This is a genomic window from Pedobacter sp. AC402 (assembly GCF_979252805.1).
This window is the reverse complement of the sequence record NZ_CEEDAI010000011.1, coordinates 506743-525499: the sequence shown is the minus strand read 5'-3', so window position 1 is coordinate 525499 and position 18757 is coordinate 506743. Positions and strand designations below refer to the sequence as shown.

Genomic DNA, 18757 nt, shown 5'->3' with positions numbered 1-18757 from the left:
GGTGAAATTACGGTTGAGAGAACCACATTTTATAGGTGTGATAATCATTTTTGTCTGCTCCTATTTTCTTCAATGCTTCAACATTCCATAAATATTCAGAGTTGTAGCGTGGACGATAGCGTTGTGCTGGTTTGCCTCCGTTATCGGTAAAGAAACTGGATGGAAACCTATATACATTTAAATAAGGATTGTTGCCCGCGGCATCTCCAACGTTATAATTGTATTTTCTTAAATCGCACCATGTTTCTACAAACCCATAACCATAGAGTGCTAAATATTTCTGTAGCATAATATCTTTTAAAGTTAAGGCTGCAGCCGTTTGCTTAACTGATGTACTTGCCAGATAAGCGGTTTTTTCTACAGGTGTTATTGCGGTTCCCAACGCACTTACAAAATCAATACTTGAGCTTATTCCATTTAAATAAGCTGTATAAGCTAAACCTAAATCGCCTTTTCTAAATGCCGCTTCTGCTTTAATAAATTGCATTTCGGTGTATGTCATAATCGGAAAGCCAGCATTATCTTTAAATAAATATTTACCTTGATTTGGCCCAGGGTTAGCACCTCCAAGAACTCCCCACACGTTTGGAATCTGGTTTTTATTTACTGCGGTTCCTGCATCAGAACTGTATGGCGCAGTACCCCGAAAAACAAGATCTGGCGAAGCTGTTAACATATTATTGCGCCGCGGATCGATAACAAGAGGTGTATTTGCAATGGCAAAAGTAGTACCATCAAGCAAGGCAACCATTATTGCAGTTTGACGATAAGCACCCATGTTTGCCCTTAATGGCCCAAAGAAATTGCCATTTGCAGCAGTTGTGCCTGTATTTGGAACAATAAAATTATCAGCATTACTGGCTAAAGATTTATCAACATACTCAATTACTTTTGCCGGATCGTATGTTGATTTGTTAACCAGATTATTTGCATTTCTAGCTAGAATACCATAGTTAAATTTTATCCATTTAGCATTGTCACCAGCATAGATCAAGTCGGCAGGTCCAAATTTAACTACGGTACCTGCACCATCTGTTCTGGTAAAGTTGGATATTGATTGATTTGCCAGTCTTACTACTTCGGCATAAACTTCTGGTTGTGTATCGTAATCATAAACGTACCGATTTACATCAAAGGCTTGTTTCAAAATAATATCACCGTGATAATCGGTTGTAGTTTGCCAGCTCCAGGCTTTTAATGCCTGTGCCATTCCTACATAATTCCATTCCTGTTTTGCTTCAGAATCTTCAATAATTAGGTTCAAGTTTGCACCTAAACCAAAATAATTGGTTCTCCATATTTCGCCCATGGCATCACTACCGGCAATCCAGCCGTGCTCACCAACATTTACAGCTCCTCCAAAATATTGGATAAGTCCACCCAGATATCTCGAATCGAATTGAACACCACGCTCCATCTGAGCAAATAAAGGCGGCGTTAATGTTTTGCTCGAAACTTCTTGCGGGGTAGCTGGATCTGTATTTACATCCAGATACTTTTTACATCCCGAAGTAGTTATTATTGCGGCAAAAACTGATAATAATAAATATATCTTTTTCATCTCTTTAATCTTTAAAAACCAATTTTCACACCTAAATTATAACCTCTTGGCAAGCCTACTGAACCAAAATCAATACCTGTTCCCCCTAAACCACCAGATGCTGCACTTAATCCGTTAACCGATGGATCTACACCTTTGTAATTGGTAATCAGCAACAGATCAGTACCTGTTGCAAAAACACTTGCACTCTTAATTACCCTACTTTTTTCGAAAATTGATTTTGGCAGGTTATAACTTAAAGTAATATCTTTCAGCCTGATCCAATTGATATCTTTTTCTAGGAAATCGGCTGTATTGTAGAAAGTTGAATAATACGTAGTGGTGATGTAAGGAATAACCACAACATTGTTTTTGGTTGGGTTAGCCGAATTCTCAAGCCCATCGCGCATTACGCCAGCAATTATACGAGGCACTTCACGATCGGTACTTAATTTAGATAAACCTCTGGCGTATAAGTATAACTCTGTTGCGTTATAAATATCTCCACCCTTACGCAGATCAAGCAAGAAAGAAAGGTTAAAGTTTTTATAGGTAAAGCTATTGGTTAAGCCAACCATAATATCTGGCGCACGGTCGCCCATTTGAGTAAAATTAGCATCCTTTATCGGCATTCCGTTTGCAGGATTGATTAAAAGTTGCCCGTCTTTATTCCTTAGGTAATCTATACCGGCAAAAGCAGATATTGATGTACCAACAGCATATTGTGCCCTAACGTTATCAAAAAGCCAACTGTCTGACACATAAAATACATCCTGATTTGCAGGCAATGATAATATTTTACCTCTCGATCTTGATGCATTAGCCGAGATATCCCAGCTAAAGTTCTGTGTTTTTACCGGAGTACCTTTTACCAATAACTCAAACCCATGAACCCTTATTTTTCCGCTATTGATGTACTGTAATACTGCACCTGATGCATAACTTAAACGAGGTGCCGTAATTTGTTTATCAGAAAGGTTATGATAATAAGAGAAATCGAATGACAATCTGTTATTAAAGAAACCGAGTTCCATACCAATTTCTTTAGCGGTTGTAAACTCTGCTTCAAGATTTGGATTGCCCATATTTACATCTAATGCATAACCACCACCAGTTGTTTGCTGAGCGATAAGTTTGTTATCTGTAACATATGCTACCCTGGCATCTTTACCTGATTGCCCCCACGAACCTCTTAATTTACCATAAGATAACCATCCTAAATCCTTAACAGCTTGCAAATTGGAAAACACAAAACTTAATGATGTTGCAGGATAAAAGAATGTGTTATTCTTTTGTGGTAAGGTTGACGATAAATCCTGACGGCCAGACAAGGTTAGGTAAAGATAGTTATCATATCCTAACTCGGCATTAGCAAAGAAACCAACTTTACGTTTTAGCTCGTTTGTATAAGCAACCCTTTGCGTAGTAGGATCGATGTTATTCATGCTAAAAAAATTCGGCTGATAAAAGCGTGTACCAAACTGGGCATTAACCTGATACGAATCGTCTTTGATCTCTGTACCAACTCTGATTACAGGTTTAAATTTTCCAAAATCTTTTTTTGCGGTGGCTACAAAGTTGGCTGTTACCAATCTCTCATTCGCATTATAGGTATTTAAGCCCCCGCCAGCATTGGTGGTTTGGGCTTTATTGGCCTCATACGATTGAACATCATAGGCAGATAATCCGGTTTGAGAAAATATATCTGCACCAGCAGTTCCCTGCATACTTAACCAATTGGTCGGCGTATAAGTAAAACCGATATTACCTAATACACGGTTCATTTTATCGTAGTTAGGATTTCTTTCTACACCCCAGTAAGGGTTGTCAAGCTCAGCACTTAAGCTTCCGGTAATGGTTCTCCTTTCACCAAGCGGCGTTAAATAATTCCGCATATCATCTGTTAATGGCCACGATAGCGCACTTAACATTGGGCTGCTTACACCTTTATAAGTTTTATCAGTTCTTGATGAAATCAGGTTTAGTGAAGCATTCATGATTATTTTATCACTAATTTTAGAAGTCGCGTTAATTTTACCATTAATTGTATTGTACGCTGTACCCGGAATAATCCCTTTTTGATCAGTATAACTTAATGTTGTTCTAACCGAAAGTTTTTCACTTCCGCCTTCAATGGTTGCATTGTGTTTTTGAGTAAATCCAGTTTTGTAAAAATTGCCAATGTTATCGTACATTGTTTTATTTGCCGGATATTTTGCACCAAAGAAAGTACGTGTTCTCTGCTCCTCATCAAAAACCCCTCCTGCGCCACCACCATAAGTGGTTTGCACTTCAGGATAACGGTAAGTGTTTTCTAAACGGAAAGAATTGCTGTACGATACGCGTGCCGTACCTGCTTTTGCTCTCTTTGTAGTGATTACCACTGCACCCGATGCTCCGTCAGTTCCATATAAAGCTGAAGCTTCAGGCCCTTTTAATATGGTTAATGATTCTATTTCTTCCGGATTAATATCCATGGCTCTATTACCGTAATCGTTCTGGCGGTTAAATGTTCCCTGGCCTACCAAATTATACTCACTAAATGTACGGTTGGAAATAGGTAAACCATCTACCACAAAAAGTGGCTGGTTATCACCATCAAGAGAGATACCTCCCCTTATAATCATCGTTGCAGATGCACCCGGTGTACCCATTGTAGGGGTAATTGTGGCTCCGGCAACTCTTCCTTGCAAGGCATTTAAAAAGTTGTCGCGCTGTGTATCGGCAATATCCGAACCTTTTAGTGTTTGTGCGGAATAGCCCAAAGCATCTTTTGATCTTTTGATACCGAAAGCTGTTACCACAACCTCGTTCAGGTTGCCAGCATCGGCAGAAAGATTAACATTAATAGAAGAGTTTGAACCCACCAATCTTTCCTGCGTTCTAAAACCGATGTAAGAAAAGGTAAGCACATCTGTTTTTAAGGCCTTAATAGCATAGTTTCCTTCAGCGTTGGTTTGTGCAACTGTAGTGCTTCCTTTTACTCGGATGGAAACACCTGGTATAGGCCCATCAGTTGATGTAACCTTACCGGTAATGGTTATTTGTTGCGCTATGGCATGAGCCAGCAACAAAAACGTACCAATAAAAATTAGTAGTAGTTTTTTTTTCATAAACTGCCTGTTTAGTTAGGGATAAAGATTGTTTAGTTGTTGTTAGTTAGTTACTAAAACACGCACAATAACGCATTTTATGCTAATATCACAATTGTTTTAGAATAAAAAAACTATTTAACAAACTATTTAGCAAGGCGTAACAAAAATATTATCGCAATAACACGCAAAAACACGCACATTAAAAAAATCTAAAAATCTTTTATACATTCGTTCTAAAACCAGACACTACTTATGCTGAAAAAAGAACGACATGATTTCATCATGCGCCAGATTAACCTGCACAACCGGGTTTTAACCTCCGATCTGGTGCAGTTGCTAAATGTTTCGGAAGATACCATTAGAAGAGACTTACAGGAGCTTGTTGACGAAAACCTACTTTACAAGGTACATGGAGGTGCTTTATCTAAATCCTACCACAGTTCTTTTGATGACAGTACTGTTTATGCCCGAGAAAGTAAGATTGCGATTGGCAAAAAAGCCATTCAGTTAATAAAAGATGGAATGGTAGTTTTAACCGGAGGAGGCACCACGATTTTAGAGTTGGTAAAATTACTTCCACAAGGATTATCTGCCACATTTTTTACCATTAGTCCGCTGGTTGCAGTAGAATTGGCCAAATACAATAATATTGAGGTAATTCTGATTGGAGGCTTATTTTCTAAAAATTCGCAGGTTACTTATGGCGGTCAGGTAATTACACAGTTATCAGAAATAAAGGCCGATTTATGCTTGATGGGCACCAGTGCCATCCACCCTGATGAAGGCTTAACAGATACATATTGGGAAATTAATCAACTTAAAAAGGCCATGTTGGCCTGCGCAAAAAGAACAGCCGTACTCTGTATTTCAGAAAAACTGGATATTGCTTTAAGGTTAAGGGTTTGCCCGATAGAAAGCATTAGTTATTTGATAACTGAATTGGATAATGCCCACGAATCGCTTTTCCGTTATAAAGAAAAAGAATTGAATATTTTATAAAAAGGGTCCCGATTTAAAATCGGGACCCTTTCTTTTAGAATGTTGGATCGGCAGGGGTATTGGTATTGTTATCCCTTTCCTGAAAAGGATATGGAAAGAAATTTCGCTTACGATCGGTCAAAGGCTGATTAAATCTCCTCATATCTTCCAGTTTTAAGCCCGAAGCATATAATTCTATCGAACGGTGCTTATAAATAAGATCCAACAATTGCTGCTGTGTATAAGGCCCTACCAAGGGTGGCAGTGCTGCAGCAACACCAAACAGATCGGTTGTTTTTGTTACTACTTTATTTAATTCAATTAATGCATTTGGTAAATCTGATTGCCGCGCAAGTGCCTCCGCTTTAATCAAGGTTATTTCTCCTGGTAAATAAATAGGAAACGGTGTTGCCGTTGCCGCAGCAAAGCCGTTCATCCGCAATGTTTGAGGGCTACCCGCAAGTACAGTATAAAAAGCAATTCTTTTATCTGCCGCATCAGGAACATTTGCTCCGGTAAGACCTAAATTTGCATTTAAAGGCTGAAAAACATTGTTTGAAGAAATAATACTGAACAAAATATTTGGTGAGGTAGCATCAAACTTAAAAAAGGATGGCTTTGTTAAATCTACCAGGTTTGCCTCTGTTAAAGCGAGCGCATAATTTCCTGAAAAAAGTGCATACCTTGCTTTCAAAGCGTGAATTGTATTTATAATATTCACATCAGCAGGAACATTGGTTAAAAAGCTTGTCGAAATTGAATTCGCAGCAATGACGGTTAAAGCATTATCAAGCACCGCAATTGCTTTTGTAAAACCTGCAGAACGCGTAATAAAAGCTACATTTTTACCTGTTCCATCAGGAATTTTCTCCCAGTATTGCGCCATATTTCCAATGGCCAGGGCCTTAAATATGCTCGAATAAGCAATCAACCCCGAAGCATAACCCTTATCACCCAGGTTATTGGCATTGGCAATAACCAAATCTGCATCGTAAATAATTTTGTTGGCGCTTGTCCAAAGATTGAATAGAATTGTATTGGTTCCATCTACAGTACTTCCTCCGGTACTTAACTGCAATTCAGGAATATTTCCTGAATTAAGTAACCTTAACTCATTGGTTACAAAACCATTTGCAGCAACAGAATTGAACATTACACCCGTACGGGTTAAAGTGTACACGCGCTGCAAACCAATTGCCACGGCGGTTAATCCTTGCTGTGTGCCCAAAGCCACATCTGTTTTGGCCCTTGAAGGATCCTGATATTCTTTTGTACAAGAGGCGAGGCACAATGTTAACAAAAGCGTAAAACAGGCTATATTCGTCGAAATATTGTTTCTTAAAATTTTCATAAATTTTCTTTTAACAGTTATAATTTAACTTGTAAACCCAAAGTAAAAGTGCGTGGAATGGGCACCGAACCAAAATCGATATTTCTTAAGATGGTTGATTGGCCACCAGAGTTTAACTCAGGATCGTAACCTTTGTAATTATCCCACGAAATTAGGTTTCTTCCGCTTACTGTTACTGTTAAATCTCTTAAAAACTTAAGCTTACCAACGTTATAGCTTAATGAAATTTCTCTCAATTTAACAAAAGATCCATCATCAATACGCCATTCTTCAATCGCATAAACGCCGGCTACGTAGCCTCTAGGCAATTGTCCAAGTTGCTCCTGCTCCGCTACTTTGCCATTACCCACACCTTGCCGGGTTCTCCAGTCGGCATTCCATACATCACCTCCCTGTACAGCATCAAATTGCACATGTAAATTCAAACGTTTATAGGTAAAATCGTTCACAAAAGACATATTATAATCTGGATTTGGATTACCAATCACTTTACGTAAGGTTGTACCGGTAGGCAAACCGTTCGCATCGCGCTGAGGGGTAAATGTTGTGGCAGAATTTTGAATTCCCTTTTCTATTTGAGGAATACCTGCGGCATTGGTTAACAAACTTCCATCAGGATTTCGTGCAAAAAAAGTTCCGTAAAACACACCAATAGCCTCACCGTTTATAATCGCTACCGGGGCACCAGGGTTTGTACTAAACAATCTTAAACCACCAACATCAAGTGCGGTATTTCTGTTTCTGTTAAAAACAACTGAAGTATTCCATTTAAAACCCTTTCCATCTACAGGGGTTCCGTTTAAAACAAGTTCAATTCCTTTGTTTCTTAACGAGCCGATATTGTCCAGCAAGCTTGAAAATCCACTTGAAGGTGCCTGCACGCTGGCAATTAAAAGATCACTTACTTTTTTATTGTACCAGTTAAACTGTAGGCCCAACCTGTTTTTGAAAAAAGATAAATCTGTTCCCAGTTCCAGTTCGCGCTGGCGTTCAGGCTTAACATTTTCATTCGCTAATGTAGCACTCGAAAACAATGAAGCCCTTCCTAAAAATGATTGAGTAGAATAAGCATTTATCCGATCATATGCACCAATACCTGTCAAATTTCCCGACTCCCCGTATGCTGCTCTGATTTTAAATGCATCCCACCAGTCAGAAACACCAAAACTTTTCCAGTAATCAGCTGAAGAAAGCACATAACTTAAGCTTCCTTTTAAGTATTCCTGTGTACGGTTTTCAGCTCCGAATACTGAAGATTGATCAACCCTGAGGGCTCCGGTAACAAATAAATGATCTTTATATTTAAAGTTTTGTTGAATGTATCCTCCACTAACCGATAATTCCGTTCTGCCATCTACACTCGGAAGTTGCGTTGCAGCAGCATTTACCGTTTCGATTAATGGGGCCAAACCTCTACCGTTTACCAACTGGTACCTGGTTTTTTCATATTGAAAAGAGTAACCAACCTGTGTGGTTGAGGAAATTAAATCAGAAAGTTTTGCCTGGTAAGTGGCATTAAACTCATTGTTAAATTGAAAAGCATTGTTTGTTGCGGCACTTGCATAGCCATTTAAGGTTCCATCCAAGGATGCACCTCCACCATAAAAATCAGGATTTACATTATACGCAAAGGGCGGTATGTAGGTAGAGCCACTCTGCCCAGAGTTATCAACCCCCAAAGTAAAATCTAACGTTAAATTTTTTACCGGGTACAATTTTAAATTGGCATTGGCAATGATGCGGTTAGTTTCCTGGCGTTGCTTAATATCTTCGATTACCGAAACGGGATTTACCCTGCCCCTTTCTCCAACAGCCATTAAATTACCGTTGGCATCTCTGGCAAAAATATCATGTATATTACCAATAATGGTAACCGAGTTCATTGGCGAAAAAAACGAATTTCCATCTGGCTTTTCATTGGCAGAACTGCGGATATAATTTAAGCCGGCACTTAATTTTGCCCATTCAGTGATTTTTTGATCTACGTTTGCCCTAAAATTATAGCGCGTAAAGTCAGTGTTTTTAATAATCCCCTGATTGCTGAAATAAGCCGCAGAGGTATAATATTTTGTATTTTCAGTACCTCCTGAAACTGAAACAGTATTATCTGTACCTGTTGCCGATTGAAAGATATAATCCTGATAGTTATATCGTGCAGCAGGAATGGTTTTCTTTTCCAACACTGCCGGATCGCCAACCGTTTGAATCACATCTTGCGTAGGAAAAAGAGTTGGTGTACCAAACCTTACCGGAGATTCGTTTACCTCAACCTGCTTACGGAGGTGACTCAAGGTTAAACTTGTGCTAAAATTAACCTGGGCAGCACCACTTACACCTTTTTTGGTAAAAATCTGAATCACGCCGGAATTTGCCCTCGAACCATAAATTGCAGCTGCGGCGGCCCCGTTTAACACTTCAATCCGCTCAATATCGGCCGGGTTAATATCAACCATTCTGTTTTGGCCGATACTGCCCACAAAGTTACCCCCATCGTAGTTAGATGAAGTATTGGTAACCCTTGTAGTAGAGTTATTAACAATTACCCCATCAATAATGTAAAGAGGCTCTGATGATGAATTTACCGAACTGATACCCCTTAAGCGTACAGATAATCCGCCAGCAGGATCACCCGAGTTTTGGCTGATCTGAGCCCCTGCTGTTTTTCCCTGTAAAGATGAAAGTACGTTCCCGCTTGGGGCCTTGTTTAAATCATCGCCCTTAACCGTACTTACATAACTTCCCAGTTCTTTTCTTGTCGTTCCCTGCGAAGTTCCGGTAACAATTACCTCATCAAGGCCAACGGCATCGCCACTTAGTGCTGTACTTAATTGAACCTGATCATTTGCACCGAGATCTATCCCCTCACTTCTGCTTTTATAACCTACGTAAGAAAACTGAACCTGGTATTTGCCCGGGGCTAAATCTACCGCAAAAGTATATTCACCGTTAGCATTGGTACTGGTTACTAAATTGGTATTGATAATTTTAACAACAACGCCCGGAATCGGTTCTTTATTTGAAGCATCGGTAACCTTACCACTTATGGTATACCGTTTGTTTTGTGCTTGTGCCATTCCTGCAGATAAGATCAGCAGAAATGGGATCAACAAAATTGCGAAAAATCCTGGTGACCATTTTAGGTAACTTTTTTCCATAAAAATTGGTTTTATATTTGAAGATTAGTGTTAAAACAAATTTAACAAAATACCGCACAAACCAAATTTTTAACGGGTACAAACTCATTTACAATTCTTAAATTGAAATGATTTTGCTATTGCGGCAAACTGATTTTACCCATACAAACCGAAGGTACACCTTGCCTGTTGCCAAAATTAATCGGTTCGCCACAAAGCGTTTCATTTGCCAAAACAGCAAATAAGACCGCCTCTTTAGCATCGGGGTTAATGTTTAAATCAGCTGTTGTTAAAAAAATACAGGCAGGCAGTTTTTCATTAAGGAGCCTCACCAGCAAAGGGTTATGCATGCCTCCACCACTCATAAAAACACGTGCTTCAGCCTTTTCGCCAAAACAACGTTTTATAGCATTTGCGATAGTTTCTGCCGAAAAATGGCATAACGTAGCCATTACATCTGCTTTACCTAAATTTGTGGTTAACGATTGCTCCTGTGCTTTTATTAAATATTCAAGGTTAAATAATTCGGGCCCGGTAGTTTTAGGAAATCCCAGCTCAAAAAAATCACAGTTAAGCAAAGCAGACAACAATTTTTGATCCGATTTACCAGATAAAGCAATTGCAGCATTTTTATCATAAAACTGGCCAAAATGTTTTTGCATGTATTGATCCATCAAAGTATTGCCCGGACCAACATCTGTAGAAAAAATCGCACTTGCATCCGTGCTTGCTGGCAAGTAAGTAAAATTTGCAATTCCGCCAATATTGAGCATCACTCGGTCTTCACCTTCCTTTGTAAACATTAAATAATCTCCATAAACAGCCAAAGGAGCACCTTCACCACCAGCTGCCAGGTGTTTCTGCCTAAAATCAGACAAGGTAATAATCCCAGTTTTTAAGGCAATATGATCTCCATCCCCAATCTGTAATGTGCCGTTAGGATAATCTGCCAGTTGATGTAATGATTTTGGAGCATGAAAAATGGTTTGCCCGTGGCTGGCAATAAAATCAATATCATCATTTTTGTAACCCCATTCTGCAAGCGCATCATTTATAAGCTGTGCATGGGTGTTGGCAATATGCGCGTTCATAAGGCATACCAATTGTAAATCGACTTGTTTTTTTGAAAAAACAGCTTTTATTTTTGCCCTAAAATCATCTGTATAATCGGCGGTTTTAAAATTTAACACCTCAATATTGGTATGTGCACCACTTCCCTTCACCAAACAAAGGGCAATATCCAGTCCATCCATAGAAGTGCCGCTCATCAAGCCTATAATTAAACGTTCTGATTTTCCTGCTTTTAAGTATAACTTTTGGATCTGTGTGTTCATATTGGTTTTTTTACGAAAAAAATCAAACGTTTGTCTGGGCCTTTAATCGAATATTGTGTAAATTCTTGCAATAAATGTAAATAACCTTTGGTACAAATTGGGCATAACTCTCTATATTTACTGCTCCGTACATTAAAATCCATATAAAAAAAATGGCTAGATTAAATCTACTGGAGGAGACACGTTTCGAGAAATTACCCGTAAGCGTGTTCGAAAATCCAAAAATTGCTTCAATTAATGTAGCACACCGCATTGCCGGGCTCATTAAATCAAAACAAGCAAACAACACACCTGCAGTACTGGGCTTAGCAACAGGTGTTACCCCAATTGCAGTTTATGCCGAATTGGTTAGGCTGCACAAAGAAGAAGGGTTAAGTTTTAAAAACGTAATTACTTTTAACCTGGATGAATACTATCCAATGGCCCCTACTGCCGCACAAAGTTACGTTACGTTTATGAACGAAAACCTTTTCGATCACATTGATATCGATAAGAAAAACGTTCACATTCCTGATGGAACGCTTGCTTTGGAAGACATTCCGGCATTCTGTTTGGAATACGAAAAGAAAATCGGCGATCTTGGTGGTCTCGATATCCAGATTTTGGGTATTGGCCGTACCGGTCACATCGGATTTAACGAGCCGGGATCTGCACCAAATTCGGGTACCCGTTTGGTTACGCTGGATGATTTAACCCGCCGTGATGCTGCACGCGATTTCGGTGGTAAAACCTTTGTACCAACCAAGGCCATTACCATGGGTATCGGTACAATTTTTAAGGCAAGGGAAATCATTTTAATGGCTTGGAGCCGTAAAAAAGCTTCGATTATTAAAAAGGCCGTTGAGGGCGAAATTTCAGGAGAAGTACCTGCAACATACCTGCAACTTTCTGAGCATGTGGAGTTTATTCTTGATGCACCCGCAGCTTCAGAATTAACCCGCTTTGATACCCCGTGGTTGGTTAAAGATTGTATCTGGACAGATGCCTTGATCCGCAAAGCGGTAATCTGGCTCGCCAACACCTTAAAAAAACCGATCTTAAAATTAACTGAAGACGATTACAACAATAATGGTATGGCACAACTGGCAACCGAAAAAGGCCCGGTTTACAATATCAATATCCATATCTTCAATAAATTACAACACACCATTACCGGCTGGCCAGGTGGCAAGCCAAATGCAGATGATTCACAACGTCCGGAAAGGGCCGAGCCCGCTAAAAAGAGAATCATTATATTTTCTCCACACCCTGATGATGATGTAATTTCGATGGGTGGTACTTTTCTGCGCCTGGTTGATCAGAAACATGATGTACACGTAGCTTATCAAACCTCGGGCAACACCGCTGTTTGGGATGATGATGCACTCCGCTTTGTAGAGTTTAATGTAGATTTTACTGAGAAAATGGGTATGGACAATGCACATTTAAAGGATCTTTACAACAAAATGAGAACCTTTATTGAGCAGAAAAAACCAAATCAGGTAGATACGCCAGAAATTCAGACTGTTAAAGGATTGATTAGAAAAGGTGAAGCCATTGCCGGAGCAAGATATTGCGGCCTTGAAGATGACCACATCCATTTTCAGGCACTACCATTTTACGAAAGTGGAAAAGTACAGAAAAACCCGGTAACAGATGCCGATATTGAACTTACAATCGAACTTTTACAGAAAGTTAAACCTCAGCAGGTTTACGCAGCCGGCGATTTCGAAGATCCGCACGGAACACATATTGTTTGTTTCAAAATCATTCTGGAAGCATTAAAACGCTTGCGTAAAACCGAAGCCTGGGCACAGGATTGCTGGTTATGGATGTACCGTGGCGCATGGCATGAGTTTGAAACCTATGAAATTGAAATGGCAGTGCCAATTTCTCCGCAAGAGCTTGAACGCAAAAAATATGCAATTTTCAAACACCAGAGTCAGAAAGACAGAGCCGTTTTCCCTGGTGACGACTCGAGGGAGTTTTGGCAACGTGCGGAAGACCGTAACCGAGATACCGCAAAAGCCTACGATGAGCTTGGCCTTGCTGAATATGAAGCAATGGAAGCGTTTGTACGTTGGAAATTTGAAGATTAATTGAAATTTAAAATAAATCCAGTCCTGCTTTGATTATTCAAAGCAGGATTTTTTTTGCCCAAGCATCATATGTTCAAAAAACCGCTAATGAAAAATATTTATAAGGTTGAATAAAAAAACTCAAGAAGTTCCTTCACCTCCAATACTTTAAGCATTAATAAAAATAAAGTCAACGAAAAGTGAGTTTTCGCTTTGGCCAAACTTCCGAAGTCTTGATACCTGTAAGCAGCAAAATCAGAAAGTCTTTATAAAGATTTCCATGGCTTTCAGAAGTAATCTTCACTACTGTTTACCTAAACTTCGTAAGTAATTTCTCAATCTAAAAACAATAGGCTAAATTAGTTCGCCAAACCTAACCAGTTAACCATGACCGAACCTAAACAACGATTGTTATCTCTTGATTTTTTTCGGGGGTTAACTGTAGCTGCAATGATTTTAGTAAATAACCCCGGCAGTTGGGGCCACATTTACGCTCCGTTAGAACACGCAGAATGGAACGGCTGTACACCTACTGATTTAATCTTTCCGTTCTTTTTATGGATAGTTGGTGTATCAATTGCCTTTGCCATGAGCAGCAGTAAAGCAGATCCATCAACCCATAATAAAACCATTATAAAAGCCATTAAACGTGGCATCATCCTCTATTTACTTGGTTTTTTCCTCGCTATTTTTGGAAAAATCATTAGCGCAATAACTGACCATAGATCCATCTGGGAGGCTTTTCAAACCGTAAGGCTTTTGGGCGTACTGCAACGCATAGGCATTGTTTTCATCATCAGCAGTATTATTTTTATCAAAGTATCCAATAAGGCAATTTTCAGATCACTCATTGTAATACTTGCTGTTTATTGGGCATTAATGACCTTTATTCCTGTACCTGGCGTAGGTTACCCTAACCTGGAAAAAGAAACCAATCTAGCAGCCTGGATTGACAGGGGTATACTTACTGAAGCACATACCTGGGCATCATCCAAAACCTGGGATCCGGAAGGAATTTTAAGCACATTACCTGCAATCGGAACCTGCTTATTTGGAATACTGGTGGGCGTGTGGATGCGTAGAAAAGATGTAGATAACCCAACCAAAGTTGCCTGGCTGTTTACTACCGGTATAACAGCAGTTATTTTAGGTTTACTTTGGGATTTACAATTTCCGATAAATAAAGCATTGTGGACAAGCTCTTACGTACTTTATGCCGGAGGACTAGCCTCAATCGGCCTGGCCCTTTGTTACTGGATTATCGATGTACAGGGTTATAAAAAATTTACCACACCTTTTGTTGTTTACGGCGTAAATGCCATAACTGTTTTCTTCCTGGCGGGCTTAATGCCACGTGTATTAAACCTCATTCAGCTCACCAATCCCGACGGCACAAAAACCGGCTTATTGGTGAGGTTTTACGAAACTTTTTACACTCCATTTTTCAGTCCGATAAATGCCTCGCTCGTGTGGGCCATAACTTATGTGCTTGGCTTTTATATCCTGTTATATTTCATGTATAAAAAGAACATTATTATTAAGGTTTAGTAAATTTAAACTATAATTGACTGAACCCTGCTCAATTGAAAAAGAAAACCACCATATACGATATCGCTAAGGAGTTGAATGTTACTGTTTCTACGGTTTCCAGAGCACTTAGTGGCTTTCCGGCAATAAGCGATACCACAAGGAAAGCGGTTGTAGAAATGGCTAAAAAGTTAGATTATAGTCCAAATAAGCTTGCTTCTGCCCTAAAATCGGGCAAAACCTACATTATTGGCGTAATCGTACCAAGTGTACAGGCTCATTTTTTTGCATCCATTATTCATTGCATCGAGGATGGTTTAAAAGACAGCGGTTACCGCGTTATTATTTATCAATCAAATGAATCTGTAGATAACGAAATAAATGGCGTAAGAACCTTATTAGAAGCACAGGTAGATGGAATTATGGCTTCCCTCTCTTTAGAAACACAAGATGTTTCGCATTTTGCCGAAATTATTAAACAAAACAAACCCTTGATATTATTCGACCGTGTAAACGTCGATTTAAATGTGCCTACCATTACACTCGATGATTTTAATGCTGGTTATATCGCTACCAAACACTTAATTGATAAGGGATATAAGAAAATTGCCTTTATTACCACTATTCACCAGATTAAGATATTTAACGATCGTTTAGAGGGATATAAATCTGCGCTCGCAGATCATCAGCTCCCGCTTTCAAATGAACACATTATTTTTGGAGGCCTATCAATAAAAGATGGCCGTTTTGGCGCAGGCAAATTAATGCGCACCAAAAACAAACCCGACGCTATCATTGCCGGTGATGATTTTACAGCTTTGGGGGTAATTAAAAAACTTAAAGAAATTGATGAAACGCCGCCAGAAGTTGGCGTAATCGGATTTGCAAATGAGGCTTTCTCTGCCTATATCACTCCAAATCTATCAACTATCGATCAGCATGCGCCTCAAATGGGCAAAGAATGCGCTAAAATGTTCCTCAAAATGGTCAGTCAGGAAAACCCATATGCCAACATGGAACACATCGTAATCGATCCTGCCGTTGTAGATCGGGAATCAACTAATAAAACAGATTAATATTCGTATTATTCTTTAGCTAAAGGAACCTCTATCCCCACCGGACCACTCGGCTCACTTTCATTCTTTAATCGATCCAAAGCAGTTACAAGATAGCTGTAACGTTTTCCGCTCTCTACACTTGTATCAATAAATGAAAGATAATCTTCAAAACTGATTTTAATAATATATTTAGGATCGAGCACAGAGATCTTTTCTCCTTCGCTAAAACGGTAAATTACAAAACCCGAAGCCGTTTCGCCATCTTTCGCTTTTAACGGAAGTTGCCATTTTAAATGAACACCATCCTTTAGCGCATCTGCCGTTAAGGCCAATGGTTCATTAGGTGGTACTTCATCCAACCAGGGCATTTGAGGAGGCAGGGCAGGGTATTTGTAAAAATCATTCTTTAACGAATCGCCAACAGCCTTTGCCACCGTGCTTAAAGATTTTGAACTAAAATAAACACTTCCCTGAATTCGGTTATTATTTCTAATGTACCTGATCTGATTCGGAATTTCGCTTAAATTTTTCCAGGCGGCTTCTGCACGCGAATTAACCAGGTAAGCACCCTGGCCAATGTAAACATGCCGGCCATAAGTATTATTGCTCCACCAATCAACCAATGTACCATAAGGCGCTACCCTTCTGGTAAACGTAAAATAAATTTGAGGATTGATGTAATCTACCCAGCCTTCCCTTACCCATTTACGGCTATCGGCAAAAAGCTCAGCATAATTGGATAAACCACTTGTTGCAGAACCTTCCGGATCTTCGTATTTGTTTTTCCAGATACCAAACGGACTGATTCCGAATTTAACCCATTTTTTATAATGGTGTATACTGTCATCCAGCTGTTTAATCAGTAAATCAACATTGTTCCGCCTCCAATCTTTAATATCCGAAATGTTATTTGGGTATTTGTAAAAAGTATTGCTGTCGCTAATTGTTTGTCCTTCAACCTTATACGGATAAAAATAATCGTCGAAATGGATTCCATCTACATCATACCCTTTCACCACATCTAAAATTACCTGAACAATATATTCCCTAACATCAGGGATACCTGGATCGAACTGTTTTTTGCCGCCGTAAGTAAAAAACCAATCTGGATGTTTACGGTAAGCATGATCTTCGCTCAATACAGCAGAACTGCTCATACTCGCCCTGTAAGGGTTAAACCAAGCATGAAGTTCCATCCCTCTAAAATGAGCCTCTTTAATGGCAAAAGCCAACGGATCGTAACCAGGAGCAGGAGCCAATCCCTGTTTACCCATTAACCACTGGCTCCATGGCTCTCTTGATTTTGCGTAAAAAGCATCAGCGGCTGGCCTTACCTGCAAAATTATAGCATTCATGCCCTGACTTTTATGCCGCTCCAAAATCCCAATCAGTTCTTGCTTTTGTTGATCGATGCTTAAACCCGGCCGCGATGGCCAGTCGATATTGGTAACTGTAGCCACCCAAACACCCCTAAACTCCCTTTTTGGTGCAATTTTTGATAAAGGTTGTGCATTTAATATATATGGTACTACGATTAAAGATAAAAGTGCGTATAGGAAGTTTTTAAGCATTATTTCTGTCTTATTTTTTACTCAGGTTGTGTGTTTGTGTTAATTTGAATACAAATCAACATTAGCAAGTAAACGATTTTTTTTAAAAACTCTTATAAGTTTTTAAAAAATTTTAATTTGCGCCCTGCTAAAATTAATTGTGTATACCCATTTACCTATGGAGAACAAAAGTATATTAATTTAAAGAAGATACAGCGTTATTAAAAATGGAACCACAAAAGATTAATAAGGGTGATAGAAACAAAATTTACTTCCTGGTCATCGTTATTGCGGCTTTAATTGGCACAAATGCCTACTTATTTTTTAAAGATCGAAAGCAGAGCGAAAGATTTGTTACCGTTAGCACAGAAAAAGATAAGCTAAGGCTTGAGGTAGAAAAGATTGAGGTTGAGCTGGATAAAGTGAATGCCTTAAATTTAGACCTAAACGATAAACTTGTTGAAGAGCAAAAATTAGCCCGCGAAAAAATTGATGAACTTAAGGTTGCCTTAGAAAAAAATCAGATCACACAGGGCGAGCTTGATAAAGCCAATGCGCAGATAAACGAGCTTAAAACTTTTGTAAAAAATTACAACGATCAGATTATCCAGCTTCAAAAAGATAACATTTTTCTAAAAAACAGTCGCGATAGCTTAGAAAATACACTGAAAAATATCAGTAATAAGGCTTCAAATCTCGAAAATGAGAATTCGAATTTAAACGCGAAAGTTAGAACCGCAGCAGCATTAAAATTGCAAACTGCCGAAATTATTGCCTTCAGAACCAAATCGAGCGGCAAAAAAGTTGAAGTAACAAAATCATCCACTGCCGAAAAATTAAGCGTAAGGTTTAATATTATCCCCAACCAATTGGCAGAAAAAGGCCATCACAACATTTATTTAAGGGTATTTGATCCTGCCGGAAATTTATTGGCCGACGAAGGCAACCGTTTCGAGGCTGATGGACAGGAAATGCAGTTCAGCCATTCTATTTTTATCAATTACAATAACGACGATAGCACCTATGTTATCGACTGGGCAAATCCAAAACCTTTTATTAAGGGGATTTATACCGTAATTTTATATGCTGATGGCAACACCATGGGCAAAGCTCAAGTAGAATTGAGGTAAAAT

The 18757-nt window shown here is 39.1% G+C and carries 11 protein-coding genes; 5 read left to right on the top strand and 6 right to left on the bottom strand.

Features of this window, described 5'->3' with window-relative positions; all coding sequences use genetic code 11:
* Positions 1-7: 7 nt before the first annotated feature.
* On the bottom strand, positions 8-1561 hold the full coding sequence (locus AC0IWE_RS21175; protein WP_471794623.1) for a SusD/RagB family nutrient-binding outer membrane lipoprotein: 1554 nt from the start codon (positions 1559-1561) through the stop codon (positions 8-10).
* 11 nt (positions 1562-1572) lie between these two features.
* On the bottom strand, positions 1573-4653 hold the full coding sequence (locus AC0IWE_RS21170) for a SusC/RagA family TonB-linked outer membrane protein (RefSeq protein ID WP_471794622.1): 3081 nt from the start codon (positions 4651-4653) through the stop codon (positions 1573-1575).
* 234 nt (positions 4654-4887) lie between these two features.
* Between AC0IWE_RS21170 and AC0IWE_RS21165 the strand changes: the two genes are divergently transcribed.
* Positions 4888-5634, top strand: a complete 747-nt coding sequence (locus tag AC0IWE_RS21165) for a DeoR/GlpR family DNA-binding transcription regulator (RefSeq protein ID WP_055904336.1) — start codon at positions 4888-4890, stop codon at positions 5632-5634.
* A gap of 34 nt (positions 5635-5668) precedes the next feature.
* Here the strand turns inward: AC0IWE_RS21165 and AC0IWE_RS21160 are convergent, their stop codons facing one another.
* The 3 genes from AC0IWE_RS21160 to AC0IWE_RS21150 form a co-directional block, all read right to left on the bottom strand.
* Complete coding sequence (locus tag AC0IWE_RS21160; protein WP_471794621.1) at positions 5669-6964, bottom strand: RagB/SusD family nutrient uptake outer membrane protein; 1296 nt, start codon at positions 6962-6964, stop codon at positions 5669-5671.
* Positions 6965-6981: 17 nt separating this feature from the next.
* Positions 6982-10119, bottom strand: coding sequence for a SusC/RagA family TonB-linked outer membrane protein (locus tag AC0IWE_RS21155; protein WP_471794620.1), 3138 nt, complete (start codon positions 10117-10119; stop codon positions 6982-6984).
* Between the two features lie 116 nt (positions 10120-10235).
* Positions 10236-11432, bottom strand: coding sequence for an anhydro-N-acetylmuramic acid kinase (locus tag AC0IWE_RS21150; protein WP_471794619.1), 1197 nt, complete (start codon positions 11430-11432; stop codon positions 10236-10238).
* Positions 11433-11584: 152 nt separating this feature from the next.
* Between AC0IWE_RS21150 and nagB the strand changes: the two genes are divergently transcribed.
* From nagB to AC0IWE_RS21135, 3 genes are all read left to right on the top strand, one after another.
* The gene (gene nagB / locus AC0IWE_RS21145) at positions 11585-13510 is read left to right on the top strand and encodes a glucosamine-6-phosphate deaminase (RefSeq protein WP_055904319.1); all 1926 of its coding nucleotides are present in this window, start codon (positions 11585-11587) and stop codon (positions 13508-13510) included.
* Positions 13511-13876: 366 nt separating this feature from the next.
* Entirely contained in the window at positions 13877-15037 is a 1161-nt protein-coding gene (locus AC0IWE_RS21140) for an acyltransferase family protein (protein ID WP_471794618.1), read from the top strand.
* Between the two features lie 35 nt (positions 15038-15072).
* A complete protein-coding gene (locus AC0IWE_RS21135; protein WP_471794617.1) occupies positions 15073-16092 on the top strand; it encodes a LacI family DNA-binding transcriptional regulator in 1020 nt (339 codons plus the stop codon).
* A gap of 8 nt (positions 16093-16100) precedes the next feature.
* Here AC0IWE_RS21135 and AC0IWE_RS21130 read toward each other — a convergent pair whose 3' ends face one another.
* A complete protein-coding gene (locus AC0IWE_RS21130) occupies positions 16101-17645 on the bottom strand; it encodes a glycoside hydrolase family 10-like protein (protein WP_471794616.1) in 1545 nt (514 codons plus the stop codon).
* A gap of 206 nt (positions 17646-17851) precedes the next feature.
* Between AC0IWE_RS21130 and AC0IWE_RS21125 the strand changes: the two genes are divergently transcribed.
* Positions 17852-18754 carry a hypothetical protein gene (locus tag AC0IWE_RS21125; RefSeq protein WP_471794615.1) on the top strand — a complete coding sequence of 301 codons (903 nt, stop codon included), beginning with the start codon at positions 17852-17854 and terminating at the stop codon, positions 18752-18754.
* Positions 18755-18757: the final 3 nt, after the last annotated feature.

Bases quoted from the DNA above. Each gene is read 5' to 3' on its own strand.
- AC0IWE_RS21175 (WP_471794623.1), bottom strand. From the start codon at position 1,561: ATGAAAAAGATATATTTATTATTATCAGTTTTTGCCGCAATAATAACT.
- AC0IWE_RS21170 (WP_471794622.1), bottom strand. From the start codon at position 4,653: ATGAAAAAAAAACTACTACTAATTTTTATTGGTACGTTTTTGTTGCTG.
- AC0IWE_RS21165 (WP_055904336.1), top strand. From the start codon at position 4,888: ATGCTGAAAAAAGAACGACATGATTTCATCATGCGCCAGATTAACCTG.
- AC0IWE_RS21160 (WP_471794621.1), bottom strand. From the start codon at position 6,964: ATGAAAATTTTAAGAAACAATATTTCGACGAATATAGCCTGTTTTACG.
- AC0IWE_RS21155 (WP_471794620.1), bottom strand. From the start codon at position 10,119: ATGGAAAAAAGTTACCTAAAATGGTCACCAGGATTTTTCGCAATTTTG.
- AC0IWE_RS21150 (WP_471794619.1), bottom strand. From the start codon at position 11,432: ATGAACACACAGATCCAAAAGTTATACTTAAAAGCAGGAAAATCAGAA.
- nagB (WP_055904319.1), top strand. From the start codon at position 11,585: ATGGCTAGATTAAATCTACTGGAGGAGACACGTTTCGAGAAATTACCC.
- AC0IWE_RS21140 (WP_471794618.1), top strand. From the start codon at position 13,877: ATGACCGAACCTAAACAACGATTGTTATCTCTTGATTTTTTTCGGGGG.
- AC0IWE_RS21130 (WP_471794616.1), bottom strand. From the start codon at position 17,645: ATGCTTAAAAACTTCCTATACGCACTTTTATCTTTAATCGTAGTACCA.
- AC0IWE_RS21125 (WP_471794615.1), top strand. From the start codon at position 17,852: ATGGAACCACAAAAGATTAATAAGGGTGATAGAAACAAAATTTACTTC.